Raw genomic sequence first — 26,856 nt, forward strand, 5'->3', positions numbered from 1 at the left:
CGCATCCGAGTCACCGATCCCGGTCACGCCTCTCGGAAATGCCGACGTTGCAACCGGCGGTGATCGCGAGGGGGCCGGACGACGGCGCGCCCCTCAGCACCCGCTCTGCCCCGATCCCGACGAGCTCGATCAGCGGCACCGCACCGTCCAGCAGGATCTCGAAAATCAGGTTCATCCGGCGCCTCCCTCCCTCGCGACGAAGGACTGGAGCTTCCGATGTCGCATCGCGGTGCGCACGAACACGGGCGCCCCTCCCGATCCACGGCCCGGGATGGGCCTTCGACCGCGGAGCCTCGCCTCACGCGATCGGCGCGGCCATCAGTGCGAGGCCCAGCGCCGGCAGACCGAGCGCCAGGGCGGCGCGGGCATCCAGCCGATCGGCGCGGATCCCGCCCCGCCAGTGCCGGCTCGCCGCGCTCTCGACGAAGATCCCGGTCAGCACCAGCGCGCAGCCGATGACGGCCTGCATCGAAATCATGTCCACCTCACCCAGCCGGCCGCGCGTGGCGCCAAGAAATTCCCGCTGGGCAATTCCGTCCGGTGCCTGACGGTTCCTCAGCGCATCGCGGCCGCGCAGGCGACGAAGACCAGGGCCGCGCCGGCCACGGTGATGCAGCCGTTCGACCAGGGGGCGGCCTCCACGCGGCGGAGGCGGCAATCCGCGGCGACCGAGGTGAGGATCCCGATCAGGAACAGGCTGCAGGGGATCAGGTCACCGGGCATTGTCGATCCGTCCAGGAGCACGCGGGGCGCGGCACGCCCGACGCGCCCCCTTCTCCGGGTTCAACAGGCCGAAACGTGGCGAGTGCCCCGCGGCATTTGCGCTTTGCCGTTTTGCCGCGGCGGCCCTGGACGGACTGCTAGGTCTCAGAGCTTGGCCGAGGCTAGCCCAGTGTCGAAATCTTCCGCCCCCATGTCGAGGAGATCGTTCGGCGTCTCGGTCCGATCGTAGGCCTGGCTGGCGGCGGCCTCGATCGCCGCCTGGTGACGGGCGAACAGGTCGAGGGGCGCGAGTTCGGCCCCGCCTCCGAAGTGCTGGCGCAGCACGGGAATCGGGACGTCGATGCCGATCACACGTTGGCCGTTCGTCATGGCGAAGCGGATCAGGGTCTCGTCGGCGGGCAGGATATGGGCGCCGCCGTCCAGATAGCGTTCGAGGGGCATGGGCTGCATCCTTCTCGGCACGGGATAGGAAACATAGCGGCCGCCCGGGCGGCAACCAGGGCGTGTCGTCGGCCCAGGCGGGCGCGGGCGCGGCGGCTCGACGGGCGCCGGGTTCACCGGCCAAGGAAATGCTGTAGACGAACGCGGAACCGATCCATACTCGCGCATCCGAGTCGCATCGCAATGTCCGCCCCCCGATCCGTCCGTCCGGAACCGCGCCCCGGCGTCCTGGCGATCGACACCTACGTGCCCGGCAAGAGCGGCCGCCCCGGCGCCGGCAAGGTCTACAAGCTCTCCTCGAACGAGACGCCCCTCGGTCCGAGCCCCGCGGCGGTGGCCGCGCTCCACGAGGCCACCGCCAAGCTCGAGACCTACCCGGACGGGCGGGCGACGGTCCTGCGCACCGCCATCGCCAAGCGCTACGGGCTCGATCCCGAGCGGATCGTCTGCGGAGCGGGCTCGGACGAGCTGCTCTCGCTGCTCGCCTACGCGTATTGCGGGCCGGACGCCGAGGGCATCTATTCGGAGCACGGATTCCTGGTCTACCGGATCGCCATCCTGGCCTCGGGCGGGACGCCCGTGGTGGCGCCGGAGCGGGATCTCACCGTCGATGTCGACGCGATCCTGGCCCGGGTCACGGACCGAACCCGGATCGTCTACGTCACCAACCCGAACAACCCGACCGGCACCTACCTGCCCTTCGACGAGATCCGACGCCTGCATGCCGGCCTGCCGCCGCACGTGCTGCTGGTGATCGACGGCGCCTATGCCGAGTACGTGCGGGCGAACGACTACTCGGCCGGGCTCGAACTCGCGCTGGAAGCCGAGAACGTCGTGATGACCCGGACCTTCTCGAAAATCCACGGGCTCGCCGCCGTGCGGATCGGCTGGATGGTGGCGCCATCCCACGTGGTGGATGCGGTCAACCGCATCCGCGGTCCGTTCAACGTCTCGGGCCCGGCGATCGCCGCGGGCTCGGCCGCCATCGCCGACGAGGCGCACATGGCGGCAGCGGCGGCCCACAATGCGGAGTGGCTGCCCAAGCTCACCGGGGGGGCGCGGGCACTCGGGCTCACCGTGACGCCGAGCGTCGCGAACTTCCTGCTGATCCACTTCCCCGATGCGCCGGGCCGCTCGGCGGCCGATGCCGACGCGTTCCTGACGGAGCGCGGCCTCATCACCCGCCGCGTCATCGCCTACGGCCTGCCGAACGCCCTGCGGGTGACAGTGGCGGGTGCCGAGGCGAACGAGGCCTTCCTGGCCGCGCTCGGTGATTTCGTGCGGGGTGCCCATGCCTGAGGAGCCCATGCCCGAGCACCGGGAGCCCCCGGTCGGCCGCCTCGCCATCGTCGGCCTGGGGCTGATCGGATCCTCGATCGCCCGTGCGGCTCGGCGCTACGGGCTTGCCCGCACGATCGTGGCGGTCGACCGCGACGAGGCCGTCCGCGCCCGGGTGCGCGAACTCGGCATCGCCGACGTGGTCACCGGCGACCCGGCCGAGGGCGCCGCGGGCACCGATCTCGTGATCCTGTGCGTGCCGGTGGGCGCCATCGGGGCGGCGGCGGCCGAGATGGCCCCGCATCTCAAGCCCGGCGCCATCGTGTCGGATGTCGGCTCGGTGAAGGGCGCCGTGGTGGCGGCGATCCGGCCGCACCTGCCCGAGGGTATCGCCCTCGTCCCCGGACACCCGATCGCCGGGACAGAGTTCTCGGGGCCGGATGCCGGCTTCGCGACCCTGTTCCACGGCCGCTGGTGCATCCTCACGCCGCCCGAGGGCACGGATCCGGCGGCGGTGGATCGGGTGCGGGCCCTGTGGGAAGGGATGGGCGCCAACGTCGAGACGATGAGTGCCGAGCACCACGACCACGTACTGGCGATCACCAGCCACCTGCCGCACCTGATCGCCTACAATATCGTCGGCACCGCCGCCGACCTCGAATCGGCGACGCAGTCCGAGGTCATCAAGTTCTCGGCGAGCGGATTCCGCGACTTCACCCGCATCGCCGCCTCCGACCCGACCATGTGGCGCGACATCTTCCTCAACAACCGCGATGCGGTGCTGGAGATGCTGGGCCGGTTCAACGAGGACCTGTCGGCGCTGGCCAAGGCGGTACGCTGGGGCGACGGCGACGCGCTGCACGCGATGTTCACCCGCACCCGGGCGATCCGGCGCAGCATCGTGGCGCTGGGCCAGGAGACCGCAGCCCCGGATTTCGGCCGGCCGCGGCCGCCGGAGGAATAAGGAAAACTCGGGTTCATCCCATCCGCCCCCTCCTTCGAGGCCGGCTGACGCGGGCGCCTCAGGATGGGGGTGGGTTGGAGGAGCGTCGGCCTCACGCCGGCGGGCGATTGACCAGCACCGGCTCCGGCGCCGCCCGCTCCGGGAACAGGCGTCTCAGGGCTTCGAGCTTCGGGGCATCGTTGGCGGCGATGTACGGGTGCCCCGGGTGCAGCGCCATGAAGTCCTGATGGTAGCTCTCAGCCGGGTAGAAGGTCGCCCCCGGCTCGATCCGGGTGGCCACCGGCCGCGCGTAGGTCTTCGCCGCGTCGAGCTGGGCGATGTAGGCCTGCGCTACCCGTGCCTGCTCGGCGTCCTGCGGGAACAGAGCCGAGCGGTACTGCCGCCCGGAATCGGGTCCCTGGCGGTCCACCTGGGTCGGGTCGAGGGCCACCGAGAAGAAGATCCGCAGGAGTTCGTCGTAACGGATCGAAGCCGGGTCGTAGGTGACCGCCACGGCCTCCGCATGGTCGGTCCCGCCCCCGCTGACGATCCGGTAATCGGCCTCGGCGCGGGTGCCGCCGGCGTACCCTGAGACCGCGCGGCTCACCCCGCGCACGTGCTGGAACACCCCCTGTACGCCCCAGAAGCAGCCTCCCGCGAAGACCGCCACGTGCGGGCCCGGCGGCTCGGCGGAATGGGTCGCGGCATCCGGCAGGCGGCGGGGCGCCTCCTCGGCGGAGGCCGGCAGGCGCGGCAGCAGGACAGCCGCGGCGAGGCCGAGCCCGAGGACGGCCCCGAGGACCGGGCGGATCGTGTCGCGAAGAACCATGACCGTCCTCCTTCAAGTCGCTGGTGCGCCTTGATGTGACAGACCTTTCGCTGTCTGGCGCGATCCGGTTACGCGGGCGGGACGCCGCATTGCGGCGGCGCCCGCTTGGGTCTAGGCACCCCGCAACAGATCGATCTTCGCGCCCGCAGGACTCGTCCCGTGACCATCGCCCCCGAGCCCAACTCCTTCCGAACCGGCCCCGACGAGCGCGGCCGCTTCGGCATCTTCGGCGGCCGCTTCGTGGCCGAGACGCTGATGCCGCTGATCCTCGAGCTGGAGGCGGCCTACGACGCAGCCAAGAAGGACCCGACCTTCCAGGCCGAGATGGAGTCCTACGGCACCCACTATATCGGCCGGCCGAGCCCGCTCTACTACGCCGAGCGGCTCACCGAGCATCTCCGCGCCAAGGCGCCGGCGGGCCAAGGGGCCAAGGTCTATTTCAAGCGCGAGGAGCTGAACCATACCGGCTCCCACAAGGTGAACAACGTCCTGGGCCAGATCCTGCTGGCCCGCCGCATGGGCAAGCCGCGGATCATCGCCGAGACCGGGGCCGGCCAGCACGGCGTCGCCACCGCGACGCTCTGCGCGCGCTTCGGCCTGAAATGCGTGGTCTACATGGGCGCGGTCGACGTCGCCCGGCAGGCACCCAACGTCTTCCGCATGAAGATGCTTGGCGCCGAGGTGATCCCGGTAGAATCCGGCACCAAGACCCTCAAGGACGCCATGAACGAGGCCCTGCGCGACTGGGTCACCAACGTCGCCGACACGTTCTACTGCATCGGCACGGTGGCCGGCCCGCACCCGTACCCGGCCATGGTGCGCGACTTTCAGTCGGTGATCGGGCGCGAGACCCGGGAGCAGATGATCGCCCAGGAGGGCCGGATCCCGGATTCGCTCGTCGCCTGCATCGGCGGCGGCTCGAACGCCATGGGCCTGTTCCACCCGTTCCTGGACGACCGCGAGGTCGAGATCTTCGGGGTCGAGGCGGCGGGCCATGGGGTCCAGTCCGGCCTGCACGCCGCCTCGCTCACCGGCGGCAAGCCGGGCGTGCTGCACGGCAACCGCACCTACCTGCTGATGGACGCGGACGGCCAGATCGCCGACGCGCACTCGATCTCGGCAGGCCTCGACTATCCGGGCATCGGCCCCGAGCACGCGTGGCTGCACGAGATGGGCCGGGTCACCTATCTGTCGGCGACGGATTCCGAGACGCTCGAGGCGTTCAAGCTCTGCTCGATGCTGGAGGGCATCATCCCGGCCCTGGAGCCGGCCCACGCGCTCTCCAAGGTCCTGGAGCTCGCCCCACGGCGCCCGGCCGATCACCTGATGGTGATGAACATGTCGGGCCGCGGCGACAAGGACATCCCGCAGGTCGCGGAGATCTTCGGGACCAAGCTCTGAGATCTCTGCTCCGGGGCCGCCGCAGGCGGGCTGGGAACCTATACTTGCTGTCGGCGCAGATACGTCATGCGTCGGCGGGTCCGGATCCCGTGCCCCGCCGCACGGTCCCGGAATGACGGCGGAGCTCCGTCGATCCGAGCCCGGATCGGAGACCGGACTCCCCCGGCCTCACCGCACCGTCACCTGATCCTTGATCCGCTCGTAGACCGGCCGGCTGAGCACCCGCTTCGACAGGAGCTGATCCACCGACGTGTAGGGGCGCTTGGCGACGATCGCCCGGCCGATAGCGCCCCCACCGCGCAAATGATTGAGGTCCGCCACCGAGGCGGTATTCAGGTCGAGGACGGCCAGGGCCCGGGGTTCTGCGCTGTCCTCGGCCCTGTCGACCTCGGCCTGTCCGGGCACCTCCTGTGCCGGCTGGGCCTGGGTCGTGGGAGCAGCCTCCTCAGGCGGGAAGGCGGGGGCGTCGGCCGGCAGCTGCGCCGGAGCTGAAGACGACGCCGTACCCGGGGACGAGGCTCCAGGCCCGGGAGGCGATGGCTGGGCCGGCGGCGGAGCCGGTTCGGCCGGTGGTGGAGGCGTGCTCGGCTGCGGTGGCGACTCGGCCGGCTCGACGGCGGGCGGTGCCTGGACCACCGGGGCGGGGGCGGGAGCCGGGTTCGGAAGCATGTACTGAACCACCGCCGCGAGTATGCCAGCGATGATCAGGAGGACCGAAATTCTCAGGATTGCAGGGCCGCTCAGCACGCACCACTCGACAAGGTTTATATTTATATAATGCCACAGCTTATGCTTTCTTCGCGCAGCGGCCAACCGGCCGGCCGACTTCGCCTCTTGAACGGGTGACGATGGCCGATGGGGCGGTCCGCCCGGGCGCGCGTCTCGGAGCCCTGCGCTACCTACCCACCCTGTTCCGCGAGATCGCCGCGGCGAGCCCACGCCTCCTCGCCGCGAGCTTGTCCTTGCGGCTCGTAGCCGCCTGCCTGCCGGTTCTGTCCCTGTATCTCGCCAAGCTGATCCTCGACGGGATCGTGGCCGAGCACGCGCGTCCGGCACCGGGGGCCGGGCTCGCCGACTGGCTCGCCGATCCTGGGCGAGCCCGGCTCGCCGGACTTGTGGCGGCCGAGTTCGGCCTCGCCCTGGTCTCCGACCTCACCGGCAGGCTCGCCAATCTGACCGAGACCCTGATCGGCGACCTCTATGCCAACGCGGCCTCGCTGAGGCTGATGGCGCACGCCGCCTCCCTCGATCTCGCGCAGTTCGAGGACAGTGCCCAGCAGGACCGGCTGGAGCGGGCACGCCGGCAGGTGAGCGGCCGCACCGGCCTGATCGGGACCATGTTCGGTCAGCTCCAGGCGCTGGTGACCCTCGCCACCCTGGCGGCCGGCGTGGCGGCCTTCACGCCCTGGCTGGTGGCGCTGATCGCCGCCGCGCTGGTGCCGGCGGTGCTCAACGAGTGGCACTTCACCAAGGCCGGCTATCGCCTCGCCTGGATCCGCAGCCCCGAGCGGCGGCGGATCGACTACCTGCGCTACCTCGGCGCCAGCGTCGAGACCGCCAAGGAGGTCAAGCTCTTCGGACTCTCGGGCTACGTGACCACCCTCTACGCGACGGTGGCGCGCCGGCTGCTCGCTGAGAACCGCGGTCTCGCCATGGCCCGCGCCGGCTGGGGCTTCGCCTTCGCGAGTCTCGGGACGCTGGCCTACTACGCCGCCTACGCGGTGATCGTCTGGCAGACCGTGGCCGGCTCATTCTCGGTGGGCGACCTCGCCTTCCTGGCCGGGGCCTTCCACCGCCTGCGGGGCGGCCTGGAGGGGCTGCTCCTGGGCTTCACCCAGATCACGGGCCAGGCGCAGTACCTCGACGACTTCTTCTCGTTCTTCGAGATCCGGCCGGCGATCCGCTCGCCCGCGCGCCCCGCTCCGATGCCGAGCCCGATCCGGGAGGGGCTCGTGTTCGAGGATGTCGGCTACCGGTATCCCGGCGCGGAAGCCTGGGCCGTGCGCGGCCTGTCCTTCGCGATAGGAGCCGGGGAGACCGTGGCGCTGGTCGGCGGCAACGGCGCCGGAAAGACCACGATCGTCAAGCTGATGACCCGGCTCTACGACCCGCAGGAGGGACGCGTGCTCCTCGACGGGGTGCCGCTGCCCGCCTACGACCTCGACGCGCTGCGGGCGCGGATCGGCGCGATCTTCCAGGATTTCGTCCGCTTCGACCTCACCGCCGGCGAGAACGTCGCGGTCGGCCGCATCGAGGCCGCCGCCGACGCGGATCGCATCGCGACCGCGGCCGCCCGGGGGCTTGCCGCCCCGGTGATCGAGCGCCTGCCCGAGGGCTACGCCCAGCCGCTCGGCAAGCGCTTCGCGGGCGGCCTCGACCTCTCGGGAGGCGAGTGGCAGAAAGTCGCGCTGTCCCGGGCCTACATGCGCGAGGCCGAGATCCTGATCCTCGACGAGCCGACCGCGGCTCTCGATGCCCGGGCCGAGCACGACGTCTTCGCGCGGTTCCGGGAGCTGTCGGCCGGGCGCACCGCGGTGCTGATCTCACACCGCTTCTCCACGGTGCGGATGGCCGACCGCATCCTGGTCTTGGAGGGCGGCCGGGTGCTGGAGGCGGGCAGCCATGCGATCCTGATGGCGCGGGGCGGCCGCTACGCCGAGCTGTTCACCCTGCAGGCGGAGGGCTACCGGTAGCCCGTCTCCGGGCGCCCGGCCGAAGGTTTGCCGGTGTCCCCTGCAGCCTGCTATCTGCGGCGGAGTGAACCGGGGTTGTCCATGCGCCTGCGCCTCTCGCATCTCCTGACGGCCGGCCTTCTCGTCTCCGCCTGGGGGGCGCAGGCGGCGCCGCCCGCCGCGCCCGAGCCGGACGCCAGGCCGCAATCCCAGGCGCCCGCGCAGCCCCCCGAGATCGTGCTGGCCAACCACCGGGCCGTCTACGACCTGTCGCTCGCCGAGGGCGGCGGCACGCGCTCGGTGGAGAGCGCCCGCGGGCGCATCGTGATCGACTTCCGGGGCGATGCCTGCCGGGGCTACACGATGCTCACCCGCCAGGTGACGGAGCTCTCGTCGGGCGAGACCGGTGCGCGCCTGTCCGACATGCGCAGCACCACCTTCGAGGGCGGCCAGGGGCGCGAGTTCCGCTTCAAGACGACGACGCTGACCAACAACCAGCCCGCGGCGCCCGTCGACGGGACCGCGACGGACCAGGGGAACGCCGTCACGGTGAAGCTGAAGGGCGGGGCCAAGCCGTTCACCGTGGACGGGCCGGTGCTGTTCCCGAGCGAACACATGCGCCGCCTGATCGAGGCGGCGCGAGCCGGCCAATCGACCCTCTCGGCCAAGGTCTTCGACGGCTCCGACGACGGGAAGAAGATCTACGATACTTTCGCGGTGATCGGTCACACGGAGACCGGCCCGGCTCCGGCCTCCGACTCCGCCCGGGACAAGCCCCTGCGCGAGGGCACGCTCGCCGGCATGCCGCATTGGCCGGTGCGCCTGAGCTACTACACCGAGGGCGCCGGGGAGCGGACGCCGATCTACACCCTCGGCTTCGATCTCTACGAGAACGGCGTCAGCGGCGCGCTCAAGCTCGATTACGGCGACTTCGCCATCCTGGGCGACATGACCGCTCTCGACATCGACGCAAAGGCGGGCCGGGCCAGCGACAAGGAGGCGGGGAAAGGCTGCACGCCCTGAGGGCCGGTTGGCGGAGGCCGCCAGCCTTCCATGAGGATCGCACGCCTCTCCTGCCTCTCTGCGGGCTCGCGGATTGGGTTCGGCGATAGGGTTTCAGGCTGAGGCGCGGGTCCCCTCTCCCGAGCGAGAGAGGGGACCCGCGCCCTATGCCGGCCGCCTCAAGCCCATTCGTCGTCGGGGCGTGGCGACAGCCTGTGCCACGCCTCGGCGATCCGCTCCGGCTTGACGCCGAGGGCCCCCGCGCAGGCAAGAAGCACGTTCTCGTCGCCCATCACATGATCGAGCACGCCCACCAGGAAAGCCGGCTCCCGGGCGCTCTCGCGGAGGGTCTCGGGGCCGAGCCCGCTCGCCGCCAGGAAGGGCAGGAGACGGTCCTCGTCCCCCGTGATCCACAAAAGAACGTCCAGGGCGAGCCGTTCGGCGGACTCATCCCCTTGAAGAGGTTTGCCATTCATCAACATGTGAACGCTACAAAGGCGACGGAGGGGCTTCACCGCCCACTAATCATGATCGGCGCGCACCGGGACAACGGATCATGAAGAAGACGGTGCTGATCGTCGAGGACAACGAGTTGAACATGAAGCTGTTCAACGACCTTCTGGAGGCGAACGGCTACGCGACCCTGAAGACCGCCCACGGTATCGAGGCGATCGAGCTGGCGCGCGCGCATCATCCCGACCTGATCCTCATGGACATCCAGCTCCCGGAGGTTTCGGGGCTGGAGGTGACCAAGTGGCTCAAGGAGGATGACGACCTCAAGAGCATCCCGGTCATCGCCATCACGGCCTTCGCCATGAAAGGTGACGAGGAGCGGATCCGCGAGGGCGGCTGCGAGGCCTACTTATCGAAGCCCATCTCGGTCGCGAAGTTTTTGGCAACGGTTCGCGCGTATCTTGAGCCGCGGTGACGCCGCAGGGGCGCACCGTTGAGGAGGGCACCCGACCCGGCGGGGCCGGGTGCCCTCCTCAATCGTCTGTCCCGATGCGCGGCCGTACGCCGACCCGCCCGATCCGGGCCGCCCAGCCGCGCGTCAGCGAGGAACCATGTCGGCCCGTGTCCTGATCGTCGACGACCTGTTCCCGAACGTGAAGCTTCTGGAGACGAAGCTCGGGCTGGAATATTTCGACACGCTCGCCGCCATGAACGGCCAGGACGCCATCGCGATCTGCGAGAAGGGTCTGTGCGACCTCGTCCTGCTCGACGTGATGATGCCCGGCATGGACGGGTTCGAGGTCTGCCGGCACCTCAAGAGCAACCCGGTCACGGCCCACATCCCGGTGGTGATGGTCACGGCCCTCGACCAGCCCTCCGACCGCCTGCGCGGCCTCGACGCGGGCGCCGACGACTTCCTGACCAAGCCCGTGGACGACACCGCCCTGTTCACCCGGGTGCGCAGCCTCGTGCGGCTCAAGGCAGTCACCGACGAGTTGCGCCAGCGCGCGCTCGCCTCGCGCGAGTTCGGTATCGGCGACCCCCTGGCGCTCGCCACCGCGGAGACCGGCCTCGACGCCCGGATCCTGCTGATCGAGGATCGCCCGGGCTCGGCAGACCGGATGGCGGGCGCGCTGCGCCAGCACCACGCGGTGATGGTCGAGCCGGACCCGCAGGCGGCGCTCCACCTCGCCGCCGAGCAGGGCTTCGACCTCGCGCTGGTCAGCCTCGACCTCGCGGACTTCGACGGCCTGCGCCTGTGCAGCCAGCTCCGCTCGCTGGACCGGACCCGCGCCATGCCGCTGATCATGCTGGCGGAGGCGCACGACCGCGCCCGGGTGGTGCGCGGCCTCGATTTCGGCGTGCACGATTTCCTGATGCGTCCGGTCGACCGCAACGAGCTGACGGCCCGGGTCCGCACCCAGGTGAAGCGCAAGCGCTTCACGGACGCGCTCCGGGGGGCGATGCAGGCCTCCCTGCAAATGGCCGTGACCGACGCGCTCACCGGCCTGCACAACCGTCGCTACCTCGATAACCATCTCGGCGCGCTCTTCGCCGACGAGGCCGCCCGGCGGCCGGCGCTCGCCGCCCTGATCCTCGACATCGACTTCTTCAAAGGCATCAACGACAGCTTCGGCCACGAGGCCGGCGACGAGGTGCTGCGCGGCTTCGCCGAGCGGGTCCGCCAGCATACGCGGCCGGTCGACATCGTGGCGCGCTACGGCGGCGAGGAGGTGGTGGTGATCCTGCCCGATACCGGGCTCGCCGACGCGCAGGCCATCGCCGAGCGCATCCGCGAACGGGTCGAGGCCCTGCCGTTCACGGTGCAGCGGGCCACCCGGTCGATCCCCGTGACGGTCTCGATCGGCGTTGCGGTGCGGCACGCGGACGACACCGCCCCCGGCGACATGCTCAGGCGCGCCGATCTCGCCCTCTACCGGGCCAAGGCGGCGGGCCGGAACCGGGTCGAGCCGCAGGCGGCCTGAGCGCCTTAGCAGACGACCGGCCGCTCAGCTCAGATCCTCCCAGCCGGCCTGCTTGACCGCCTGCGCCTCCCGCAGCCGCGCCACGGCGGCGAGGGCCCAGGCCTGCGAATCGCCCCGATGGGATCCGATGCAGCGCAGGCTGCCGCCGTCCTCGCCCTGGACCAGCGTGCTGGCCTTCACCCGAAAGCCCATCGTGTCCAGCAGGCCGAGCAGCGTGGTCAGATCCGCGCCCGGGCCGAATTCGATCGTCACCGTGCCGTAGCTGCGCCGCCGGAGCACGGTCTCGAGCCGGCGCAGGAACTGCAGCGTCACGAGTCCGATCAGGGTGGCAGCGAGCCCGATCTGCCACGCGCCGCCGCCGAAGCAGAGCCCGATCACGGTGGTGAGCCACAGGGTCGCCGCCGTGGTGACGCCGCGCACGATGCTGCCCTGCTTCAGGATCGTGCCCGCCCCGATGAAGCCGATGCCCCCGAGGACGCCCTGCGCCAGTCGCATCAGATCGAGCCGGGTGACGCCGTTGCCGGAGCCGCCGGTCCGCGCCAGAAGCCAGTCGGCCAGGAGCATCGCCGTGCAGGCCGAGACGCAGATCAGCACCATGGTCCGCAGGCCAGCCGGGTGGCCGAGTTCCTCGCGGTCCCAGCCGAGCGCGAAGGCGGCCAGGAAGCTCAGGCCGAGGCGGATCGCGATCGTGTCGAGGGTGGGATCACCGGTCATCGCCCAGCCGCGTTCGCGCATCGGCGTTTGACATACGGGCCGGGGATCGTGCGGGGGACCCCTCGCCTGACGGAAGTGGGGGAGGGGTGTGACCTCTCCGAAGAATGCGCGACCTGAACGCGCATCGATGGCGTGCTCAATCCTGAACCTTCTCGTCCCTCGCCCCGAGCCTCTCCCGCACCGGAGAGGAGGGCACGTCGCGCTCATCCCGAGCCGCTCTGCGAACCGCGTCAATGCCGAGGACGACGCACGCCGCGTGACGGGAATCCGGCGCGGCGTCCGGAGCGCGGCATCACCGCCGGACCCTATAACGCCGGCCGCGTCAAAACGCTTACCCATGCTTAGGGATGAAAACTCTAGGATTGCCGTGGCATCAACCGCCGATGCCGGTGCAGGCTCCCGCGAGCCCGCCGGATCAGCTGCGGCAGAGGATCGGACGACGCGGATGGACATGCAGGTGCCGGCACGGACCGGCCGCGACGCGCGCGTGCTGGAGCAGCGCCGCCTCTGCAAGATCGCCTCCTCGCCGCACGCCTATGTCCGCGGCAGCACGGCGCGCTTCTATGAGCTCATCGCCCGCATGCCGGCGGGCGCCCTGCCCGAGGGGCCGCCGGTCTGGATCTGCGGCGACGCGCATCTCGGCAATCTCGGCGCGCTGGCCGGACCCGACGGGCGGATCGACATCCAGATCCGCGACCTCGACCAGACCGTCGTGGCCAACCCGGCCTTCGACCTCGTCCGGCTGGCGCTGTCCCTGGTCACCGCGGCGCTGAACGCGACCCTGCCCGGCATCGTCACCGCCCGGATGATGGACGCCATGGCCGCCGGCTACGCCGACGGGATCGCCGCCCCCGAGGACGCCGAGCGCGACATCGCCGAATCCGAGATCGTTGCCACGGTGAAGCGGCGGGCGCTCGGACGGCGTTGGCGCCATCTCTCGCGCGAGCGCCTGAAGGGCAAGGCCGAGCGCCTGCCGCGCGGCCGGCGGTTCTTCGACCTCGACCCCGACGAGCAGGCGGCCTTCGAGGCGCTCAGCCGCGATCCGGAAGTGCGCCGGCTCGTCCTGGCGCTCGGCGGCGCGGAGGCGGATGCCGAGATCCGGCTGCTCGACGCCGCCTACTGGATCAAGGGCTGCAGCTCGCTCGGCCGCCTGCGCTACGCCGGCCTCGTGGAGATCCTGGGCGGCGACCGGCCGCATCTCGCCCTCCTCGACGTCAAGGAGGCGGTGCCGCACCACGCCCCGGCGGCCCCGGGAGCCGCCATGCCGGCCGACCATGCCGAGCGCGTGGTGGCGGGGGCCCGGGCGCTGTCGCCCAATCTCGGGGACCGCATGGTCGCGGGCCATGTCCGGGGCACGCCCGTCACGGTCCGCGAGCTGATGCCGCAGGATCTCAAGATCGACGCCGAACAATTCTCCCGGGACGAGGCGGTGCGCGTCTCCGGTCACCTGGCCGCGATTCTCGGCCGGGCCCATGGCCGCCAGATGGGCGGGTCCGACCGCCGGACCTGGATCGGGAGCATCCGCGCCCCCGGCCCGGGTCCCGACGCGCCGGGCTGGCTCTGGACCGTGGTCACCGACCTGATGGGCGAGCACCAGCGCGGCTACCTGGAGCATTGCCACCGGATCGCCCGCGAGAACCTGTTGGACGGCTGAGCCGCGTCGAACGCGGGCCCTTTCGGCCAAGACGCCGGTTGACACCACCCCCGCCATCGCCAACACCTCGCGCCCGCCGCCCTCGCGCGGCGGACCCGGGAAGACCTGTGACACGATGGCGGTGACGCGCACCTACCTCGACTTCGAGAAGCCGGTTGCCGAACTGGAGGCCAAGCTCGAGGAATTGCGGGCCGTGGGCGAGCGCGACGGCGCGGTCTCGATCTCCGAGGAGGTCGGCCGGCTGGAGGCCAAGGCCGGTCAGGCGCTCGCCGAGATCTACGCGAATCTGACCCCCTGGCAGAAGACCCAGGTGGCCCGCCACCCGCAGCGGCCGCATTTCGTGGATTACTGCGCCGGGCTCATCACCGAGTTCACCCCGCTTGCCGGCGACCGCGGCTTCGGTGAGGACGAGGCGATCCTGGGCGGGTTTGGCCGGTTCCGCGGCCGCCCGGTCCTGGTGCTCGGCCAGGAGAAGGGCGCCACCACCGAGGCGCGGCTGCGCCACAACTTCGGCATGGCCCGGCCGGAGGGCTACCGCAAGGCGGTCCGCCTCATGGAGACCGCCGACCGGTTCGGCCTGCCGGTCATCGCCTTCGTGGACACGGCCGGTGCCTATCCGGGCATCGAAGCGGAGGAGCGCGGCCAGGCCGAGGCCATCGCCCGCTCCACAGAGGCCTGCCTCGCGCTGGGCGTGCCCAACGTCGCCCTGGTGATCGGGGAGGGCGGCTCGGGCGGCGCCATCGCGCTCGCCACCGCCAACCGGGTCCTGATGCTGGAGCACGCGATCTATGGGGTGATCTCGCCCGAGGGCGCCGCCTCGATCCTGTGGCGCGACCAGGGGCGCGCCTCCGACGCCGCCACCGCCATGAAGATCACCGCCCAGGACCTGCTGCGGCTCGGCGTGATCGACGCGATCGTCCCGGAGGCCACCGGCGGGGCCCATCGCGACCGCGAGGCGGCGGTCCGCGCCGCGGGTGACGCCATCGCCGATTCGCTCGCCCTGTTCGAGGGCCTGAGTCCGGTGGAGATCCGAGACCGACGCGCAGAGAAATTCCTCGCCATCGGCCGGACCCTGTGAGCGAGCCCGGGGCGGCGGGCGGCCTGCTGGGCGCACTCGGGCGGCTGCTGGGCCGGCGCGACGCCCGGGAGCCGAGCGGGCACAACCACATCTCCCTCGGCTGCAATTGCCAGATGGCGCATGTGCTCAAGACCTTGGACCTGCGCCAGTGGTCGGGCCCGCTGGACTGGATCTTCTCCATGCCGGGCATGGCCCGGGACTGCCTGGCGGACGATTTCGCCGCGCTCATCGACCGCAGCCAGCTGGAGAGCATCCCGGAGGCGGAGCGGCGCGGCCCCGACATCTGGCGCGGCCGGCACCGGCTCTACCGGGAGCGCCACGGCCTCGAATGCGTGTTCAACCACCACGACCCGGCGGCGAGCGAGGCGGATTACGCCTTCCTCACCGAGGGCGTGCGCCGGATCCGCAGGGCGCTCGACACGCAAGGCACCGACAACCGCCTGTGGATGATGACCCATCTGCACACGCCCCGGGACGTGGTCGAGGCCATCGACGACCTGCTCGGGCGCCGCGCGAGCCGCAACCACCTGACCTTCCTGCAGCTTGAGACGGGGCATCCGCGCATGGCGGTGGTGGAGGCCGTGGACCTCCGGCCGTCCTTGCGCTGGCTCACCGTGCATACCCCCTCGGAGCCGGTCGGCCTGCGGCTCGCGGATCCCGCGGACGACGCCCGACTCGTGGACATCATCCGCGCCGAGGCGACGCGGCGGCCGGCTTTGTTCGGCTGATCGGGGGCCGCGGCCCGGCGGTGATCGGGAATACAGATCATTCCGGCCTGCAAGCTGTGGATTAGGCGGGCAGCCCGTTGCGATTTCGGGCTTTTTCTTGGCCCATTCGGGAAAGAAACGGGCCGCTTTCCACCCGTGAGTACCGTGCAGTGTTGCAACCGGGACATTGCGGTAAGGAAGGCGCAAGCTTAACGACGGTAATGGGTTGGGGAGTGGCGCCCGACGTTGGCCGACAAGGCCCGCGGGCGCGCGTAGGACGATTGAGGTTCCCCATGACGGCGCGTCTCGCGACTGCGCGACTGCTGGCGGCGGCTTCCCTGCTGGCCCTCTCGCTCGCCGCTTGCCAGGACGGATCCGGGATCAACGGCCCGAGCGCGCGCAGCCTCGCGCCGATCGCACCCCAGACGCTCGCCCTGATGCAGACCAAGGGGATGCAGCAATCCGACCCGATCCTGATCCGCGCCTACAAGAAGGAGGCGGAGATGGAGGTCTGGAAGAAGGGCAGCGACGGCCGCTACGCCCTCTTGAAGACCTACCCGATCTGCCGCTGGTCCGGCCAGCTCGGTCCCAAGACCCGTGAGGGCGACCGTCAGGCGCCGGAGGGGTTCTACACGATCACCCCCGGCCTGATGAACCCGAACTCGTCCTACTACCTGTCGTTCGACACGGGCTTCCCGAACGCGGTCGACCGGGCCAACGGGCGCACCGGCCGTTACCTGATGGTGCACGGCACCTGCTCGTCGGCGGGCTGCTTCGCCATGACCGATGCCACCATCGCGGAGATCTACGCCATCGCCCGCGAGGCCTTCGTCGGCGGACAGCGCAGCTTCCAGTTCCAGTCCTACCCGTTCCGGATGACGGCCGAGAACATGGCCAAATTCCGCAACGACCCGAACATCGCGTTCTGGCGCAACCTCAAGGAAGGGTCGGACTATTTCGAGGCTCTGCGCGAGGAGCCGAAGATCGGCCAGTGCGGCACCAAATACGTGTTCGGCGGCGCCGACGCGGCGGCCGGCTCGTGCAAGCCGAAGGCCGATCCGCTGGTGGCCGAGAAGAGCGAGCGCGACGAGCGCGCGGTCGCCGAGCTCGTCGCCAAGGGCACGCCCGCGGTGCGGGTCGTCTACCAGGACGGCGGCCAGAACCCGGTCTTCCGCCCGCAGAATGCGAGCGCCTTCGCGAGCCTCGGCGGCACCGAGACGGTGCTGCCCTATGACGCCAAGGAGTACAGCCGGCACAATCTCGGCGACGTGAGCCGCCCGGAGACGCTGGCGGCGGGTCCGCAGGAGATCGAGATCGGGCCAAAGAGCTCGCCCGTGATGTTGGCGGGCGCCGAGCCGGCGGCTCCCGCGAAGGCCGCGAAGGCGGGGAGCGCCAAGGCGCCGGCCAGGCCGGCCGCCACGACCCTCATGGCCAACCGGGCCGAGCCCAACGCCCAGGTCGAGACCACCGCGGCGCTGGCCGAGAAACCGACCCGGATCGCCGTGGCGGATGCCGACGGCGATCCGAGCAGCTACCAGAAGCTGTTCGGCAAGCTGTTCGCCAAGGACGCCCCGGCTCCGGCCGCCCCGGCGACCCCGGCCGTCGACGCGACGGTCGTGCCCGAGCCGGTGAAGCTCGCACACGCCGCCGACAAGGTCGCGCCGAAGTCTGCCAAGGCTCACGCGGTCAAGACCGCGAAGGCCGAGGCGAAGGCGGACCCGAAGCCCGCTCTCCGGAAGGGCGGGCCAGAGGGCAGGAAGCCGTAGCCGCTCAGACCAGCGGCCGGTCGCGATTCATCAGCCACAGGGCGTGGACGGTTCCGGGCAGCCAGCCGAGGATCCACAGCAGGATGTTCAGCAGGAACTGCAGGCCGAAGCCCGTGGTGACGAGCACCGCGACGGGCGGAATGAAGATCGCGAGCAGGATGCGGACGAGGCTGGACACGGGAACTCCGGGGCTGGGGTCCTGAGGGATCCCCGCTCAAACGAAGCGCCACCGTATCTGTTCCCAGGGACATCCGTCCCGTCATTCCGGGCTCGCCTGCGGCGTCCCGGATGACAGGGCGAGACTCGGTCCCTCAGTTCCTCCCCGCCGGCGGTGTCGTCGCGGACGGCACGTTCGCCGCCTGCTTCTCCGGGTGCTTCACCTGGCTGTAGGCGACGTTGGCGAAGGTGCCGATCACCGCCGGCCAGCTCGGATTGCCGTATTGCGGGTCGTCGCGGCCGACCTTGCAGAAGGCCGTGGTGAGGGCGTTGACCACGTCGTCGTCCGAGGCTCCCGTGGAGGCCGCCTTGATCTGCGGCACCAGCCGGACGAGCGTCGGCACGAAATCCTGCTGCTTCACGCCCTTGAGCGTGTTCTGCACGCCGAGTTGATCGAACGCGGCCTTGAGTTTGTCCTGCTCGATCTCCGCGCAGGGGGCGGTTCCGGCCAGCATGGTCTTGGTGGCGGCCCGGGCCTCGGACGCCTTGTCGCCGGTCACCGGCGGCGCCTTGTTGCCCCAGGAATTGCGGATGTAGTCGGTGACGTTCTTCACCTCGACGTCGGTCATCTGCTGGCCGATCGCCACCATCGGGGCGAGCCCGCTCTGGGCGGCCAGCCCGCCGTAGATCACCCGCAGCACCGTCTCGGGCCCCTCCGACATCACCGAGGTGTTGCCGGCCAGCGCCGGCACTGCGCCCTCGATGCCTTTGCCGTCGGGCTGGTGGCAGGAGGAGCAGTAGGTCAGATAGGTCGAGGCGCCGGGGGCATCCGGCTTGTCGAAGACCGTGAGGTCCTTGGGCTTGTAGGTCTGTTTGGCGGGCACCGTGCGCAGGTAGGCGACCATCGCCTTCAGGTCCTCGTCCTTCACCTTGGAGAGGGATTCCATGATGGTCTGGCGCATCGGGCCGGCGGCGACGCCCGGCCGGTCGCCGGGGGCGGTGCCGGTCTTGAGGTAGGTCACCACCTGCTCGTCGGTCCAGGCGCCGATGCCCTGGTGGCCGTCCGGGGTGATGTTGGGGGCGTACCAGCCGTCGATCACGCCGCCGCCGAAGCGGCCCGCGAAGCTCGAATTGCCCACGAGCTTGTTCTCGTTGTGGCACATGGCGCAGTGGCCCAGGCCCTCCACGAGGTAGCCGCCGCGGTTCACCTCGGCGCTGGCCTTGGGGTCGGGCTTGAAGCGCTCGTCCGTGAAGAACGCGGTCCGCCACGTCACCAGCGCGGTGCGGATGCTGAACGGGAACGGGATCTGGCTCTCCTGGCGCTTCTCGTTCACCGCCGGGATCGACTGCAGATAGGCCCAGATCGCCTGGGTGTCCGCGTCGGTGACCTTGGTGAACCAGCCATACGGGAAGGCCGGATACAGGTAGCCGACATGCTTGCTGTAGCCCTGCCGGAACGCCTTCTCGAAATCGGCATAGGTGTAGTCGCCGAGCCCGGTCTCCTTGTCGGGGGTGAGATTGGGGGTCATGATCACCCCGAACGGCATGTTCAGCGCGTAATTGCCGGCGAGGTACTTGCCGCCCGGAGCCGTGTGGCAGGCCGCGCAGTCGCCCATGGTGACGAGGTACTTGCCCCGCTCGATCTGGTCCGACGACCCGTCCTGCGCCAGCGCCGGAGCGGCCAGGAACAGGCTCGCCAGGATCGGGACCGACACGCGGCCGGCGGAGAGGGCTCTCGTGCGCTGCATGCCGCGTCTCCCATCCCGAATTTAGAGTTGTTTGACATTTGTGACGCGCGTGAACGCGGCCGTTCTCGGCGTTGTTCCGGCCTGCACCGGGCTGCGGCGTTGTGCCGTGGCTGCCCGGAATCGTAGGCCGAGATCGGCCAGATGGGCGATGAGCCCTGCGAGCAGCCACCCGGCGATTGCGGCCCAGCCGGCCCCCGCCAGGGCGGCCCGCAGGGCCAGCATCAGCGCGGCCCCGGAGGCGAGGTTCGCCAGCAGGGCTGGCAGCGGCGGACCGCCCTGGCGGCTGAGCCACGCGAGGAGAAGCGCCTCCCCGGCAACGAGCAGGAGGATCCCGTCGACGATCCGGCCCGAGGCGAACAGCCCGTCCATCACGCGGGCTCCCCGAAGGGCGCGTTGAGACGCACGATGCGCAGGTTCAGGCAGGCGGCGACGCTGACCCAGGCGAGATAGGGCAGGTTCATGAGCCCGGCCGCGGGTTCGACCCGGCCGGTCACCAGCACCAGCACGGCGATCGACAACCACAGGGCCGCGACCTCGGCGAGCGCCCAGTCGGGCCGGCGGAACCGGAAGAACAGCACGCTCCAAGCGATGTTGAGCGCTCCGTTCACCGCGAAGGCGGCCAGCAGCACGCCCCGGGCGGCGGGGTCGGGATCGCCGTCCCAGGCGAGCACCCCGGAGGTGGCGGTGAGCGCGAGGATCACGGTCCAGACCGGCCCGAAGGCCCAGTCCGGCGGCTTCCAGGCCGGGACGCGCAGGCGCCGGTACCAGCCGTCCGTGGTGGTCGCGAGCCCGCCGGCCACGGCCACCAGCACGGCGGCGACGGCCGCGACCGCGGGCGGCGCCCAGCCGGTGCCGGGCACGATCACGGCGAGACCCAGCGGAACAGGTGGGCGAGATCCTTGAAGAAGATCCGCGCATGGGCGGCGGGCTTCGCCCGGACCAGCTCCTTGTTCATGTAGCTGTCCCAGGTGAGCTGCTGGACATCCCTGTCCCGGCAGATCGAGACGAAGCGCTCGCGCAGGCCGTCGCTGCGGTACCAGACCCACTGCATCATCCCGAGGATCCAGAACACGCGCCCGTGCAGCTTCATGAACTGCTTGCGCGCACGCGCGAGGGCCCGCGCGTCCCCGGTCCGCAGGAAGGCGGCCGCCGCCTCCGCGGAGAGCTGGCCGCCCAGCATCGCGTAGTAGATGCCCTCGCCGGAGGCCGGGGCGACCACGCCGGCGGCGTCGCCCGCGAGCAGCACGTCGCGGCCATTGTCCCAGCGTTTCAGGGGCTTGAGGGGCAGCGGCGCCCCCTCGCGGCGCAGGGTCTCGGCGTGATCGAGGCCGGTCGCCGCGCGCAAGGCGCGGATCGAGGAGCGGAGCGAGAAGCCCTTTCTGGCGCTGCCGGTGCCGATGCTCAGCCTGTCCCCGTGGGGAAAGATCCAGCTGTAGAAATCCGGCGAGTGGCGGCCCTGATAGTAGACGTCGCAGCGTGTCGCCTCGATCGACTCGGACCCGGGGGCGCCGGTCTCCGGCACCCGCAGGATTTCGTGATAGGCGAAGACCTGCCGCATCCGGTCGTGGCCCGGAACCTCCGCCCGGCCAACCGGCGAGCAGGCCCCGTCGGCTCCGATGACGAGGCGCGCCCGGACGGCGTGGCGGGTGAGCGATTCGCCCGTGCCGGTGGTGAAATGGACGAGCGGCGGGCCGTCGCCCGACCGGGTGATCCGCGCGAAGTCGGCGGCGCGCAGCTCGGCGCCAGCCTCCGCGGCCCGGGCGCGCAGCCAGGGATCGAAATGCTCGCGGTCGACCATGCCGACGAAGCCCTCGCCCACCGGCATGTCGACGGTCTTGCCGCTCGGCGCCACCATCCGGGCGGACCGGATTTTTGCAACGAGCAGGGCGTCGGGAATCGCGAAGTCGCGGATCAGCCGAGGCGGGATCGCGCCGCCGCAGGGCTTGATCCGGCCGGGCTTGTCGAGGAGCAGCACCGCGTGGCCGGCCCGGGCGAGGTCGGTGGCCGCGGTGGCGCCGGCCGGACCGCCGCCCACCACGACGACGTCGTAGGTGTCGGAGCCGCCACCCGCATCATCCAACCGAGCCATGGCCTCACCTCGCGCTGAAGGCAGGATCGAGCGACACCGGGCGCGGTGCCGGGGCGGGTTCGAGGCGCGCCGCCAGGGCGACCGCGACGAGGAAGAGCAGCCCCTCCGCGGCGAAGACCGCCGCGTAGGCCTGGACCGGTTCGGCCGTCGCGAACCGCACCGCGTCCACCGTCACCGCCCCCAGGAAGCCGCCGGCTCCGAAGGCGATGCCCTGCGCGGCCCCCCAGACGCCCATGCGGGTGCCGCGCTCCCGCGCGTCGCCGCGTCCGGCGAGCGCCATCATCGAGCCGATGGCGGCGACCGCGTAGGCGCCATTGGCAACCCCGAGGGCGAACACCGTCTCGCGCAGGGGGAAGTCCGATCCCGCCGCCGCACCGCTCGCCAGGGCGAAGAGGGCGGCCGCGGAGCCGGCACAGCCCAGCGCGATCCAGAGCCTCAAGGAGGCGAGGAGGGTGCCGCGGGCGACGAGCGTCAACGCCGCCACCAGCAGCATGCCGGCCAGCACGCCCCCGTGCTGGAGGCCGGCGAGCTTGGTGGTGGCGCCGGGGGTCATCGCGAAGACGAGGCCGGCATAGGGCTCCAGGATCAGCTCCTGGGCGCTGTAGGCCAGCATCGAGACGAAGACGAAGATCGTGAAGGTCCGGGCCACGGGATCGGCGAGCACCTGGGCCAACACGGCGAAGAACGGCCGGCGCGCCGCGTCCGCCTCGGGGGCGCGGGACGGCAGGCGGCGCTCGACGCCGGTGACCGCCAGGGCGGCTAGGCAGAAAGCAACGAGCGACACCGTGCCCGACACCGCGACGAGCCGAAGGCCGGAGAACGGATCGAGGAAGTGGCCGGCGAGCGGCGCCGTGACGGCGAAGCCGACGATCATCATCACCCAGACGATGGTGGCGGCCGCGCCCCGCCGGGCCGGGGCGACGCCGCCCGACAGCAGGACGAGGAGCGAGGTTCCCGCCGCCCCGACGCCGATTCCCACGCACAGGAAGGAGAGGGCGGCGAGCGCCAGCCCAAGGGCGAGGTTTTCGGCGGCGAGCGCGGTGCCGCAGGCCGCCCCGAACCCGCCGAGGCAGAGCGCCGCCATGCCGCCGACGATCCAGGGGGTGCGCCGGCCGCTTCGGTCGGACCCGTAGCCCCAGCGCGGGCGCAGGACCTGCACGGCATAGTGCAGGGCGACCAGCAGGCCCGGCACGAAGGCGGGGAGCGCCAGTTCCACCACCATCACGCGGTTGAGTGTGGCGGTCATCAGCACGACGACGCTGCCGAGCGCGGTCTGCACGAGGCCGAGGCGGACGATCTGCGGCCAGCCGAGGTACCCTTCGGGCGCAGAGGGGGGAGGGAGAGCGCCCGCACCGCCCGCGATTCGACCCGAAGCGCCCATCATGCCCCTCCCACCAGCGGGCGCAGTGCGAAGGCCGAGACCAGCATGCCGAGGACGTAGAGGGTGGTGCCGGTGCCGTTGTACCAAGCGGCCCGCTCCCGGGGATTCTCGAGGAACCGGACCATCAGGCCGAGCTGGCCGGCGAGCAGCGCCGCGACCAGGCCGGCATGCCAGTACCGCCCCCAGCCGACGAGGAGCGCGATCACCGCGACCTGCGGCAGGGCCATGACCAGACAGGCGAAGCGCGCTGCGCGCTCAGACCCCATCCGCACGGGCAGGGACAGCAGACCCATGCGCCGATCGCCCTCCACCGACTTGAAGTCGTTGAGCGTCATGATGCCGTGGGCGCCCGCGGCGTAGAGGAGCGCGACGACGAGCACCCGCCGGTCGGGCAGGGCGGCGGCCATGACGGCGGCCCCGGTGAACCAGGGCAGCCCCTCGTAGCAGAGCGCCACCGCGGCGTTGCCCCACCAGCCGTTCCGCTTCAGCCGCACGGGCGGCGCCGAGTAGATCCAGGCCAGCACCAGCCCGAACAGGGCGGCTCCGAGGATCCAGGGGCCCAGCGCCGTGGCCACCGCCAGGGATAGAAGCGTCCAGCCTAGAGCGAGGTAGAGGCCCCAGCGGCCCGGGATCCGCCCCGACGGAATCGGCCGACCCGGCTCGTTGATCGCGTCGACGTGCCGGTCGAACCAGTCGTTGGCGGCCTGGCTGGTGGCGCAGACCAGCGGTCCGGCAAGCAGGATGCCGGCGGCGATCACCGGCCACTGGCCGTGCGCAGACTGCCCCGATGAGATCACGCCGCAGGCGAAGGCCCACATCGGCGCGAACCACGTGATCGGCTTCAGCAGCTCGATGACTGCGCTCGGGGCGGGCGTGGCGGCCATATCGGGAGGCTATCGGGACCGCGCCGAGTGTCAAGTCAGATTTACACACGCCCAGGGGACGTCCGGACTATTTGTCGCGCGAATACAGCCACGCGTTGAAAATACATTATGCACCATAGACGATGTCTTGGCTGCATTCCGGCTCGCGGCTGCGGCCGCGAAGGCGATCGGCCTGTGGTATCCGGGTCGCCGCAGGCGGATTGCCTGCGCAAGGCAGCCATGGCTTGCGCCTGCGCATCGTGCGCGGCGTCAAATCGCTCCCGAAGGCCCGGTGCCTGAATACGGGCGCGCCCCTCGTCGCCCCCACCGGGGGAGCACACGTGTCCATTCCGGCCCGGGTTTCAAGCGGTCTCGGATGCGCTGTGGGAAACAGCGAGCCTGTTCGGGCGCAGCTCCTCGGGCCGGCCGCTCCCGGTCGGCCCATCGCCTGCTGGGGTCAGTCCTCCTCGGCCGGGCCGTCGAGGTCGCCGACGCCGTAGCGGCGCATCTTGGCGTAGAGGCCCTGCCGGCTCAGGCCGAGCATCTCGGCCGCCGAGGCGCGATTGTCCCGGGTGATGCGCAACGCCGCCTCGATGCAGAGCTTCTCGATCAGGTCGGTCGTCTCGCGCACCAGCGTCTTCATCGAGACACGCCCGACCAGCTCGGCCATCTGCTCCACCGAGCGCGGCACATCGCGGCCAGCCGCCAAGCGGCTCTCGAACCGTCCCTCGACGATCCGCCGCGGTGCGGGACGGATCGCGAATCCGAGGCAGGGACGGGCGCCCGGCACCGACACGGCCGCGATCTCGACATCCTCCATGCCGCCATAGGCGCCGCGGACGACGGTCGCGAAGCGGCGCACGGCGCCGTGATCGACCAGAGTCGCGAACAGGGCCTGCGCCTCCGTCTCCTCGCGGCCGAGCCAATGGTCGAGGGTACGACCCCGCGCCTGACTCTCGGTGGCGAGCTGGGCCAGTTCCAGGAAGGCGGCGTTGGCCATCAGCACGCGCCGGGCAGGATCCGTGACCACGAACCCCTCCGGCATCGCCTCGATCACCGCGCGGGTGGGCGCCTCGTGATCGGACCCGGCCTCCGCGGCCTCCCGATCGGCCACGAGCCGCATCAGGGCGCTTGTGCCACCCTCGCCGCGGAACAGGGAGGCCGAGACGGTCACCTCGCCGCGCCCGTGCGACAGGGCGGCGCGGATCTCCCCGGCCTGGCCGGTCGCCCGCAGGGCGGCGAATTGCGCCTCCAGGGCGCGGGCGCTGGTCGCGTCGAACAGGTCGACCGCGTCCTGGCCGGCGATGCGCTTGGCGGGGCGCCCGAGCAGGCGTGCGGCCGCCGGGTTGGCCTCGGCTACCCGCCGCGTGCCGGCATCGACGACCAGCACGGGCTCGCCGGAGATCTGGAACAGCAGCCTGTAGCGGGTCTCGGCGGCGCGCAGGTGGTCGTAATCCCGCTCCAGCGCCTGCTGGGTTTCCATGAGCCGGCGCTGGAGCGCGGCCACCGCCCGCATGTCGCGCCCGAGCACGAGGATCGGGCCGCCCTCGGCCGGGCGGATCGAGGTGTAGCGGATCGGCAGATCGGTGCCGCTGGGGGAGGGATGGTTGACCTGGCGCCAGCGTGTGATGCCGTCGGCCCGCGCGTCGCGCAGCAGGGCGTCGATCTTCGGCCGGCTCTCCACCGTCACGGTGTCGACCCAGCGCCGCCCTAGCCAGCCGGGGATGTTCTCCGCCTCGAGGTCGGTGCCGACCGTCGCGTCGCGAATCACCCCGTCGGCATCGATCACGAGGGACAGGTCGGCGGAGGCCGCGACGATACGCCCGACCGCCTCACCATCGAGGTGACCGGCCACCTGCTGCAGGGCCGCGGGCGGCCGCTGCGGTGTGGAGCGAGGCTGGGGCGTCACGGTCACCGTAAAGTGATGTTTGGATGAAAACCCTTTCAGCAGGCCAATGCCTGTCTGTCCAGCAAAGCTTCTGCCGCGGCAGGCGCCAGGCATCCGTCGGACGCGCAGGCATCGGCCCCGACGATCCCCGCCTCGCCGCCGTTGCGGGCGAAGTAGGGGCCGCCCACGAGCACGCGGACCCCTGGATTGCGGGAGGCGCGCCGCACGTCCGACACCGTCGTCGCCAGGGCCGGCAGGAGGACGTCGCAGGACAGCGACAGGCCGACCACGTCGAACCAGTCGGTGCGGAGAAGCTCCAGCGGATCGAGGCCGGGCCCGGGAACTGCCGTGGTGACGTCCCAGCCGGCCTCCCGGAAGAAGCTCGCGACGATCGACAGGCCGAACATGTGCGTCTCGCCGGGGCAGGGCAGCAGCAGCACGTTGCGCCCGTTCGCGCGGACCGATTCGCTCTCCAGATCCGCGCAGAGGCGCCGGCTCATCGCCTGGAGCCGGCCCAGCGCCTCCGTCACCGCCAGGAAATCGCAGGCATCCTCCTCCCAGAGGGCCCCGAGGTGGCGCGCCGCCGGCGCCAGCAGGTCGAGGAGCAGGCGCGCCAGCGGCAGCCCCCCCTCGCGCAAGGCGTCCACCTCGGCATCGAGATCCACCGGTCCGGGGGCGAGGAGGAGGGCGCTGAAGCCGGCGATCTCCTGCGGGCTCGGCGGCCGCTCGGCCGGAACGCGCCGGCCGGCCGCGGGACGATGGGCCAGCATCAGGCGGGGCAGGATCTCCGCCTCGACGATTCGGGCGAGCGCCTCCGGCAGGGGCCGATGCGGGTCGAAGGCGACTGGACCATCCCGGAACGCGGGCAGGCTCTCGCTCACGGGGCTGCAACCTGCCGAGGGCGGGCCGGCTTCCAGGCGTTCACCGAAATGCCTCCAGTTTCCCATCGGCATCCCTCCCTGAAACGGCCCCGGCCCAGGGGGACCAGCGGCGGCGCTTGCGCTTCACGTGCGGCGTTGCTCGCCTGTCTATTTTTCTATTTTTCGTCCTCAGTCTATCTTGGATCTGACCAGCCAAGTCGCCGC

The 26,856-nt window shown here is 71.2% G+C and carries 28 protein-coding genes; 11 read left to right on the top strand and 17 right to left on the bottom strand.

Features of this window, described 5'->3' with window-relative positions; all coding sequences use genetic code 11:
- Positions 1–10 precede the first annotated feature (10 nt).
- The 4 genes from ACYCO6_RS12505 to ACYCO6_RS12520 form a co-directional block, all read right to left on the bottom strand.
- Positions 11–175 (bottom strand): hypothetical protein, encoded by a 165-nt coding sequence (locus tag ACYCO6_RS12505; protein ID WP_459772081.1) that lies wholly within the window; start codon positions 173–175, stop codon positions 11–13.
- Between the two features lie 123 nt (positions 176–298).
- Positions 299–478 carry a hypothetical protein gene (locus tag ACYCO6_RS12510; protein ID WP_459772082.1) on the bottom strand — a complete coding sequence of 60 codons (180 nt, stop codon included), beginning with the start codon at positions 476–478 and terminating at the stop codon, positions 299–301.
- Between the two features lie 77 nt (positions 479–555).
- Positions 556–723, bottom strand: a complete 168-nt coding sequence (locus ACYCO6_RS12515; protein ID WP_459772083.1) for a hypothetical protein — start codon at positions 721–723, stop codon at positions 556–558.
- A 144-nt stretch (positions 724–867) separates the two neighbouring features.
- Positions 868–1,164, bottom strand: a complete 297-nt coding sequence (locus ACYCO6_RS12520) for a hypothetical protein (RefSeq protein ID WP_459772084.1) — start codon at positions 1,162–1,164, stop codon at positions 868–870.
- Between the two features lie 183 nt (positions 1,165–1,347).
- On the opposite strand from ACYCO6_RS12520, the gene ACYCO6_RS12525 reads away from it, so the two are divergent.
- Together ACYCO6_RS12525 and ACYCO6_RS12530 are read left to right on the top strand one after the other, a co-directional pair.
- Positions 1,348–2,463, top strand: coding sequence for a pyridoxal phosphate-dependent aminotransferase (locus ACYCO6_RS12525; protein WP_459772085.1), 1,116 nt, complete (start codon positions 1,348–1,350; stop codon positions 2,461–2,463).
- Positions 2,464–2,470: 7 nt separating this feature from the next.
- Positions 2,471–3,406 carry a prephenate/arogenate dehydrogenase family protein gene (locus tag ACYCO6_RS12530; RefSeq protein WP_459772086.1) on the top strand — a complete coding sequence of 312 codons (936 nt, stop codon included), beginning with the start codon at positions 2,471–2,473 and terminating at the stop codon, positions 3,404–3,406.
- Between the two features lie 91 nt (positions 3,407–3,497).
- Here ACYCO6_RS12530 and msrA read toward each other — a convergent pair whose 3' ends face one another.
- Positions 3,498–4,214 (bottom strand): peptide-methionine (S)-S-oxide reductase MsrA, encoded by a 717-nt coding sequence (gene msrA / locus ACYCO6_RS12535; protein ID WP_459772087.1) that lies wholly within the window; start codon positions 4,212–4,214, stop codon positions 3,498–3,500.
- A gap of 159 nt (positions 4,215–4,373) precedes the next feature.
- Between msrA and trpB the strand changes: the two genes are divergently transcribed.
- Positions 4,374–5,615: a tryptophan synthase subunit beta gene (gene trpB, locus ACYCO6_RS12540; RefSeq protein WP_459772088.1), complete on the top strand. Its 1,242-nt coding sequence runs from the start codon at positions 4,374–4,376 to the stop codon at positions 5,613–5,615.
- 168 nt (positions 5,616–5,783) lie between these two features.
- Here the strand turns inward: trpB and ACYCO6_RS12545 are convergent, their stop codons facing one another.
- Positions 5,784–6,020, bottom strand: a complete 237-nt coding sequence (locus ACYCO6_RS12545; protein ID WP_459772089.1) for a helix-hairpin-helix domain-containing protein — start codon at positions 6,018–6,020, stop codon at positions 5,784–5,786.
- Positions 6,021–6,463: 443 nt separating this feature from the next.
- On the opposite strand from ACYCO6_RS12545, the gene ACYCO6_RS12550 reads away from it, so the two are divergent.
- Together ACYCO6_RS12550 and ACYCO6_RS12555 are read left to right on the top strand one after the other, a co-directional pair.
- Positions 6,464–8,308 (top strand): ABC transporter ATP-binding protein, encoded by a 1,845-nt coding sequence (locus ACYCO6_RS12550; protein ID WP_459772090.1) that lies wholly within the window; start codon positions 6,464–6,466, stop codon positions 8,306–8,308.
- Positions 8,309–8,389: 81 nt separating this feature from the next.
- Positions 8,390–9,310, top strand: coding sequence for a cell envelope integrity EipB family protein (locus ACYCO6_RS12555; protein WP_459773545.1), 921 nt, complete (start codon positions 8,390–8,392; stop codon positions 9,308–9,310).
- Positions 9,311–9,468: 158 nt separating this feature from the next.
- Here the strand turns inward: ACYCO6_RS12555 and ACYCO6_RS12560 are convergent, their stop codons facing one another.
- Positions 9,469–9,771, bottom strand: a complete 303-nt coding sequence (locus tag ACYCO6_RS12560) for a DUF3572 domain-containing protein (RefSeq protein WP_459772091.1) — start codon at positions 9,769–9,771, stop codon at positions 9,469–9,471.
- Between the two features lie 74 nt (positions 9,772–9,845).
- Between ACYCO6_RS12560 and ACYCO6_RS12565 the strand changes: the two genes are divergently transcribed.
- Positions 9,846–10,217 (top strand): response regulator, encoded by a 372-nt coding sequence (locus tag ACYCO6_RS12565; protein ID WP_007560977.1) that lies wholly within the window; start codon positions 9,846–9,848, stop codon positions 10,215–10,217.
- Positions 10,218–10,353: 136 nt separating this feature from the next.
- Entirely contained in the window at positions 10,354–11,727 is a 1,374-nt protein-coding gene (locus tag ACYCO6_RS12570; protein ID WP_459772092.1) for a PleD family two-component system response regulator, read from the top strand.
- 24 nt (positions 11,728–11,751) lie between these two features.
- Here ACYCO6_RS12570 and ACYCO6_RS12575 read toward each other — a convergent pair whose 3' ends face one another.
- Positions 11,752–12,441: an MgtC/SapB family protein gene (locus ACYCO6_RS12575; RefSeq protein WP_459772093.1), complete on the bottom strand. Its 690-nt coding sequence runs from the start codon at positions 12,439–12,441 to the stop codon at positions 11,752–11,754.
- Between the two features lie 445 nt (positions 12,442–12,886).
- Here ACYCO6_RS12575 and ACYCO6_RS12580 point away from each other — a divergent pair, with 445 nt between their 5' ends.
- The 4 genes from ACYCO6_RS12580 to ACYCO6_RS12595 all read left to right on the top strand — a co-directional run bounded on the left by ACYCO6_RS12580 (position 12,887) and on the right by ACYCO6_RS12595 (position 17,646).
- A complete protein-coding gene (locus ACYCO6_RS12580; RefSeq protein WP_459772094.1) occupies positions 12,887–14,095 on the top strand; it encodes a DUF2252 family protein in 1,209 nt (402 codons plus the stop codon).
- A 115-nt stretch (positions 14,096–14,210) separates the two neighbouring features.
- On the top strand, positions 14,211–15,173 hold the full coding sequence (locus ACYCO6_RS12585; RefSeq protein ID WP_459772095.1) for an acetyl-CoA carboxylase carboxyltransferase subunit alpha: 963 nt from the start codon (positions 14,211–14,213) through the stop codon (positions 15,171–15,173).
- Positions 15,170–15,901 (top strand): DUF1796 family putative cysteine peptidase, encoded by a 732-nt coding sequence (locus ACYCO6_RS12590; protein ID WP_459772096.1) that lies wholly within the window; start codon positions 15,170–15,172, stop codon positions 15,899–15,901. The genes ACYCO6_RS12585 and ACYCO6_RS12590 overlap by 4 nt, the downstream gene beginning before the upstream one ends.
- A gap of 272 nt (positions 15,902–16,173) precedes the next feature.
- The gene (locus ACYCO6_RS12595; RefSeq protein ID WP_459772097.1) at positions 16,174–17,646 is read left to right on the top strand and encodes a L,D-transpeptidase family protein; all 1,473 of its coding nucleotides are present in this window, start codon (positions 16,174–16,176) and stop codon (positions 17,644–17,646) included.
- 4 nt (positions 17,647–17,650) lie between these two features.
- Here the strand turns inward: ACYCO6_RS12595 and ACYCO6_RS12600 are convergent, their stop codons facing one another.
- The 9 genes from ACYCO6_RS12600 to ACYCO6_RS12640 all read right to left on the bottom strand — a co-directional run bounded on the left by ACYCO6_RS12600 (position 17,651) and on the right by ACYCO6_RS12640 (position 26,718).
- Positions 17,651–17,824 (bottom strand): YqaE/Pmp3 family membrane protein, encoded by a 174-nt coding sequence (locus tag ACYCO6_RS12600; protein WP_459772098.1) that lies wholly within the window; start codon positions 17,822–17,824, stop codon positions 17,651–17,653.
- Between the two features lie 133 nt (positions 17,825–17,957).
- Entirely contained in the window at positions 17,958–19,550 is a 1,593-nt protein-coding gene (locus ACYCO6_RS12605) for a cytochrome c (protein ID WP_459772099.1), read from the bottom strand.
- 21 nt (positions 19,551–19,571) lie between these two features.
- Positions 19,572–19,919 (bottom strand): hypothetical protein, encoded by a 348-nt coding sequence (locus tag ACYCO6_RS12610; RefSeq protein WP_459772100.1) that lies wholly within the window; start codon positions 19,917–19,919, stop codon positions 19,572–19,574.
- Complete coding sequence (locus ACYCO6_RS12615; RefSeq protein ID WP_459773546.1) at positions 19,919–20,410, bottom strand: TspO/MBR family protein; 492 nt, start codon at positions 20,408–20,410, stop codon at positions 19,919–19,921. Before ACYCO6_RS12615 ends, ACYCO6_RS12610 begins: the two co-directional genes overlap by 1 nt.
- A gap of 2 nt (positions 20,411–20,412) precedes the next feature.
- The gene (locus tag ACYCO6_RS12620; RefSeq protein ID WP_459772101.1) at positions 20,413–21,639 is read right to left on the bottom strand and encodes a geranylgeranyl diphosphate reductase; all 1,227 of its coding nucleotides are present in this window, start codon (positions 21,637–21,639) and stop codon (positions 20,413–20,415) included.
- Positions 21,640–21,643: 4 nt separating this feature from the next.
- Positions 21,644–23,020, bottom strand: a complete 1,377-nt coding sequence (locus ACYCO6_RS12625) for a BCD family MFS transporter (protein ID WP_459773548.1) — start codon at positions 23,018–23,020, stop codon at positions 21,644–21,646.
- Positions 23,020–23,904, bottom strand: coding sequence for a chlorophyll synthase ChlG (chlG, locus tag ACYCO6_RS12630; RefSeq protein ID WP_459772102.1), 885 nt, complete (start codon positions 23,902–23,904; stop codon positions 23,020–23,022). The genes ACYCO6_RS12625 and chlG overlap by 1 nt, the downstream gene beginning before the upstream one ends.
- A gap of 436 nt (positions 23,905–24,340) precedes the next feature.
- Positions 24,341–25,798, bottom strand: coding sequence for a transcriptional regulator PpsR (gene ppsR / locus ACYCO6_RS12635; protein ID WP_459772103.1), 1,458 nt, complete (start codon positions 25,796–25,798; stop codon positions 24,341–24,343).
- A gap of 29 nt (positions 25,799–25,827) precedes the next feature.
- Positions 25,828–26,718 (bottom strand): cobalamin B12-binding domain-containing protein, encoded by an 891-nt coding sequence (locus tag ACYCO6_RS12640; protein WP_459772104.1) that lies wholly within the window; start codon positions 26,716–26,718, stop codon positions 25,828–25,830.
- Positions 26,719–26,856: the final 138 nt, after the last annotated feature.

The organism is Methylobacterium sp. CM6257, assembly GCF_054611515.1.

Bases quoted from the DNA above. Each gene is read 5' to 3' on its own strand.
- ACYCO6_RS12525 (WP_459772085.1), top strand. From the start codon at position 1,348: ATGTCCGCCCCCCGATCCGTCCGTCCGGAACCGCGCCCCGGCGTCCTG.
- ACYCO6_RS12610 (WP_459772100.1), bottom strand. From the start codon at position 19,919: ATGGACGGGCTGTTCGCCTCGGGCCGGATCGTCGACGGGATCCTCCTG.
- ACYCO6_RS12640 (WP_459772104.1), bottom strand. From the start codon at position 26,718: ATGGGAAACTGGAGGCATTTCGGTGAACGCCTGGAAGCCGGCCCGCCC.
- ACYCO6_RS12605 (WP_459772099.1), bottom strand. From the start codon at position 19,550: ATGCAGCGCACGAGAGCCCTCTCCGCCGGCCGCGTGTCGGTCCCGATC.
- ACYCO6_RS12625 (WP_459773548.1), bottom strand. From the start codon at position 23,020: ATGGGCGCTTCGGGTCGAATCGCGGGCGGTGCGGGCGCTCTCCCTCCC.
- chlG (WP_459772102.1), bottom strand. From the start codon at position 23,904: ATGGCCGCCACGCCCGCCCCGAGCGCAGTCATCGAGCTGCTGAAGCCG.
- ACYCO6_RS12550 (WP_459772090.1), top strand. From the start codon at position 6,464: ATGGCCGATGGGGCGGTCCGCCCGGGCGCGCGTCTCGGAGCCCTGCGC.
- msrA (WP_459772087.1), bottom strand. From the start codon at position 4,214: ATGGTTCTTCGCGACACGATCCGCCCGGTCCTCGGGGCCGTCCTCGGG.
- ACYCO6_RS12555 (WP_459773545.1), top strand. From the start codon at position 8,390: ATGCGCCTGCGCCTCTCGCATCTCCTGACGGCCGGCCTTCTCGTCTCC.
- ACYCO6_RS12505 (WP_459772081.1), bottom strand. From the start codon at position 175: ATGAACCTGATTTTCGAGATCCTGCTGGACGGTGCGGTGCCGCTGATC.
- ACYCO6_RS12585 (WP_459772095.1), top strand. From the start codon at position 14,211: ATGGCGGTGACGCGCACCTACCTCGACTTCGAGAAGCCGGTTGCCGAA.
- ACYCO6_RS12620 (WP_459772101.1), bottom strand. From the start codon at position 21,639: ATGGCTCGGTTGGATGATGCGGGTGGCGGCTCCGACACCTACGACGTC.
- ACYCO6_RS12560 (WP_459772091.1), bottom strand. From the start codon at position 9,771: ATGTTGATGAATGGCAAACCTCTTCAAGGGGATGAGTCCGCCGAACGG.
- ACYCO6_RS12595 (WP_459772097.1), top strand. From the start codon at position 16,174: ATGACGGCGCGTCTCGCGACTGCGCGACTGCTGGCGGCGGCTTCCCTG.
- ACYCO6_RS12530 (WP_459772086.1), top strand. From the start codon at position 2,471: ATGCCCGAGCACCGGGAGCCCCCGGTCGGCCGCCTCGCCATCGTCGGC.
- ACYCO6_RS12515 (WP_459772083.1), bottom strand. From the start codon at position 723: ATGCCCGGTGACCTGATCCCCTGCAGCCTGTTCCTGATCGGGATCCTC.
- ACYCO6_RS12565 (WP_007560977.1), top strand. From the start codon at position 9,846: ATGAAGAAGACGGTGCTGATCGTCGAGGACAACGAGTTGAACATGAAG.
- ACYCO6_RS12580 (WP_459772094.1), top strand. From the start codon at position 12,887: ATGGACATGCAGGTGCCGGCACGGACCGGCCGCGACGCGCGCGTGCTG.
- ACYCO6_RS12510 (WP_459772082.1), bottom strand. From the start codon at position 478: ATGATTTCGATGCAGGCCGTCATCGGCTGCGCGCTGGTGCTGACCGGG.
- ACYCO6_RS12575 (WP_459772093.1), bottom strand. From the start codon at position 12,441: ATGACCGGTGATCCCACCCTCGACACGATCGCGATCCGCCTCGGCCTG.
- ACYCO6_RS12570 (WP_459772092.1), top strand. From the start codon at position 10,354: ATGTCGGCCCGTGTCCTGATCGTCGACGACCTGTTCCCGAACGTGAAG.
- ACYCO6_RS12520 (WP_459772084.1), bottom strand. From the start codon at position 1,164: ATGCCCCTCGAACGCTATCTGGACGGCGGCGCCCATATCCTGCCCGCC.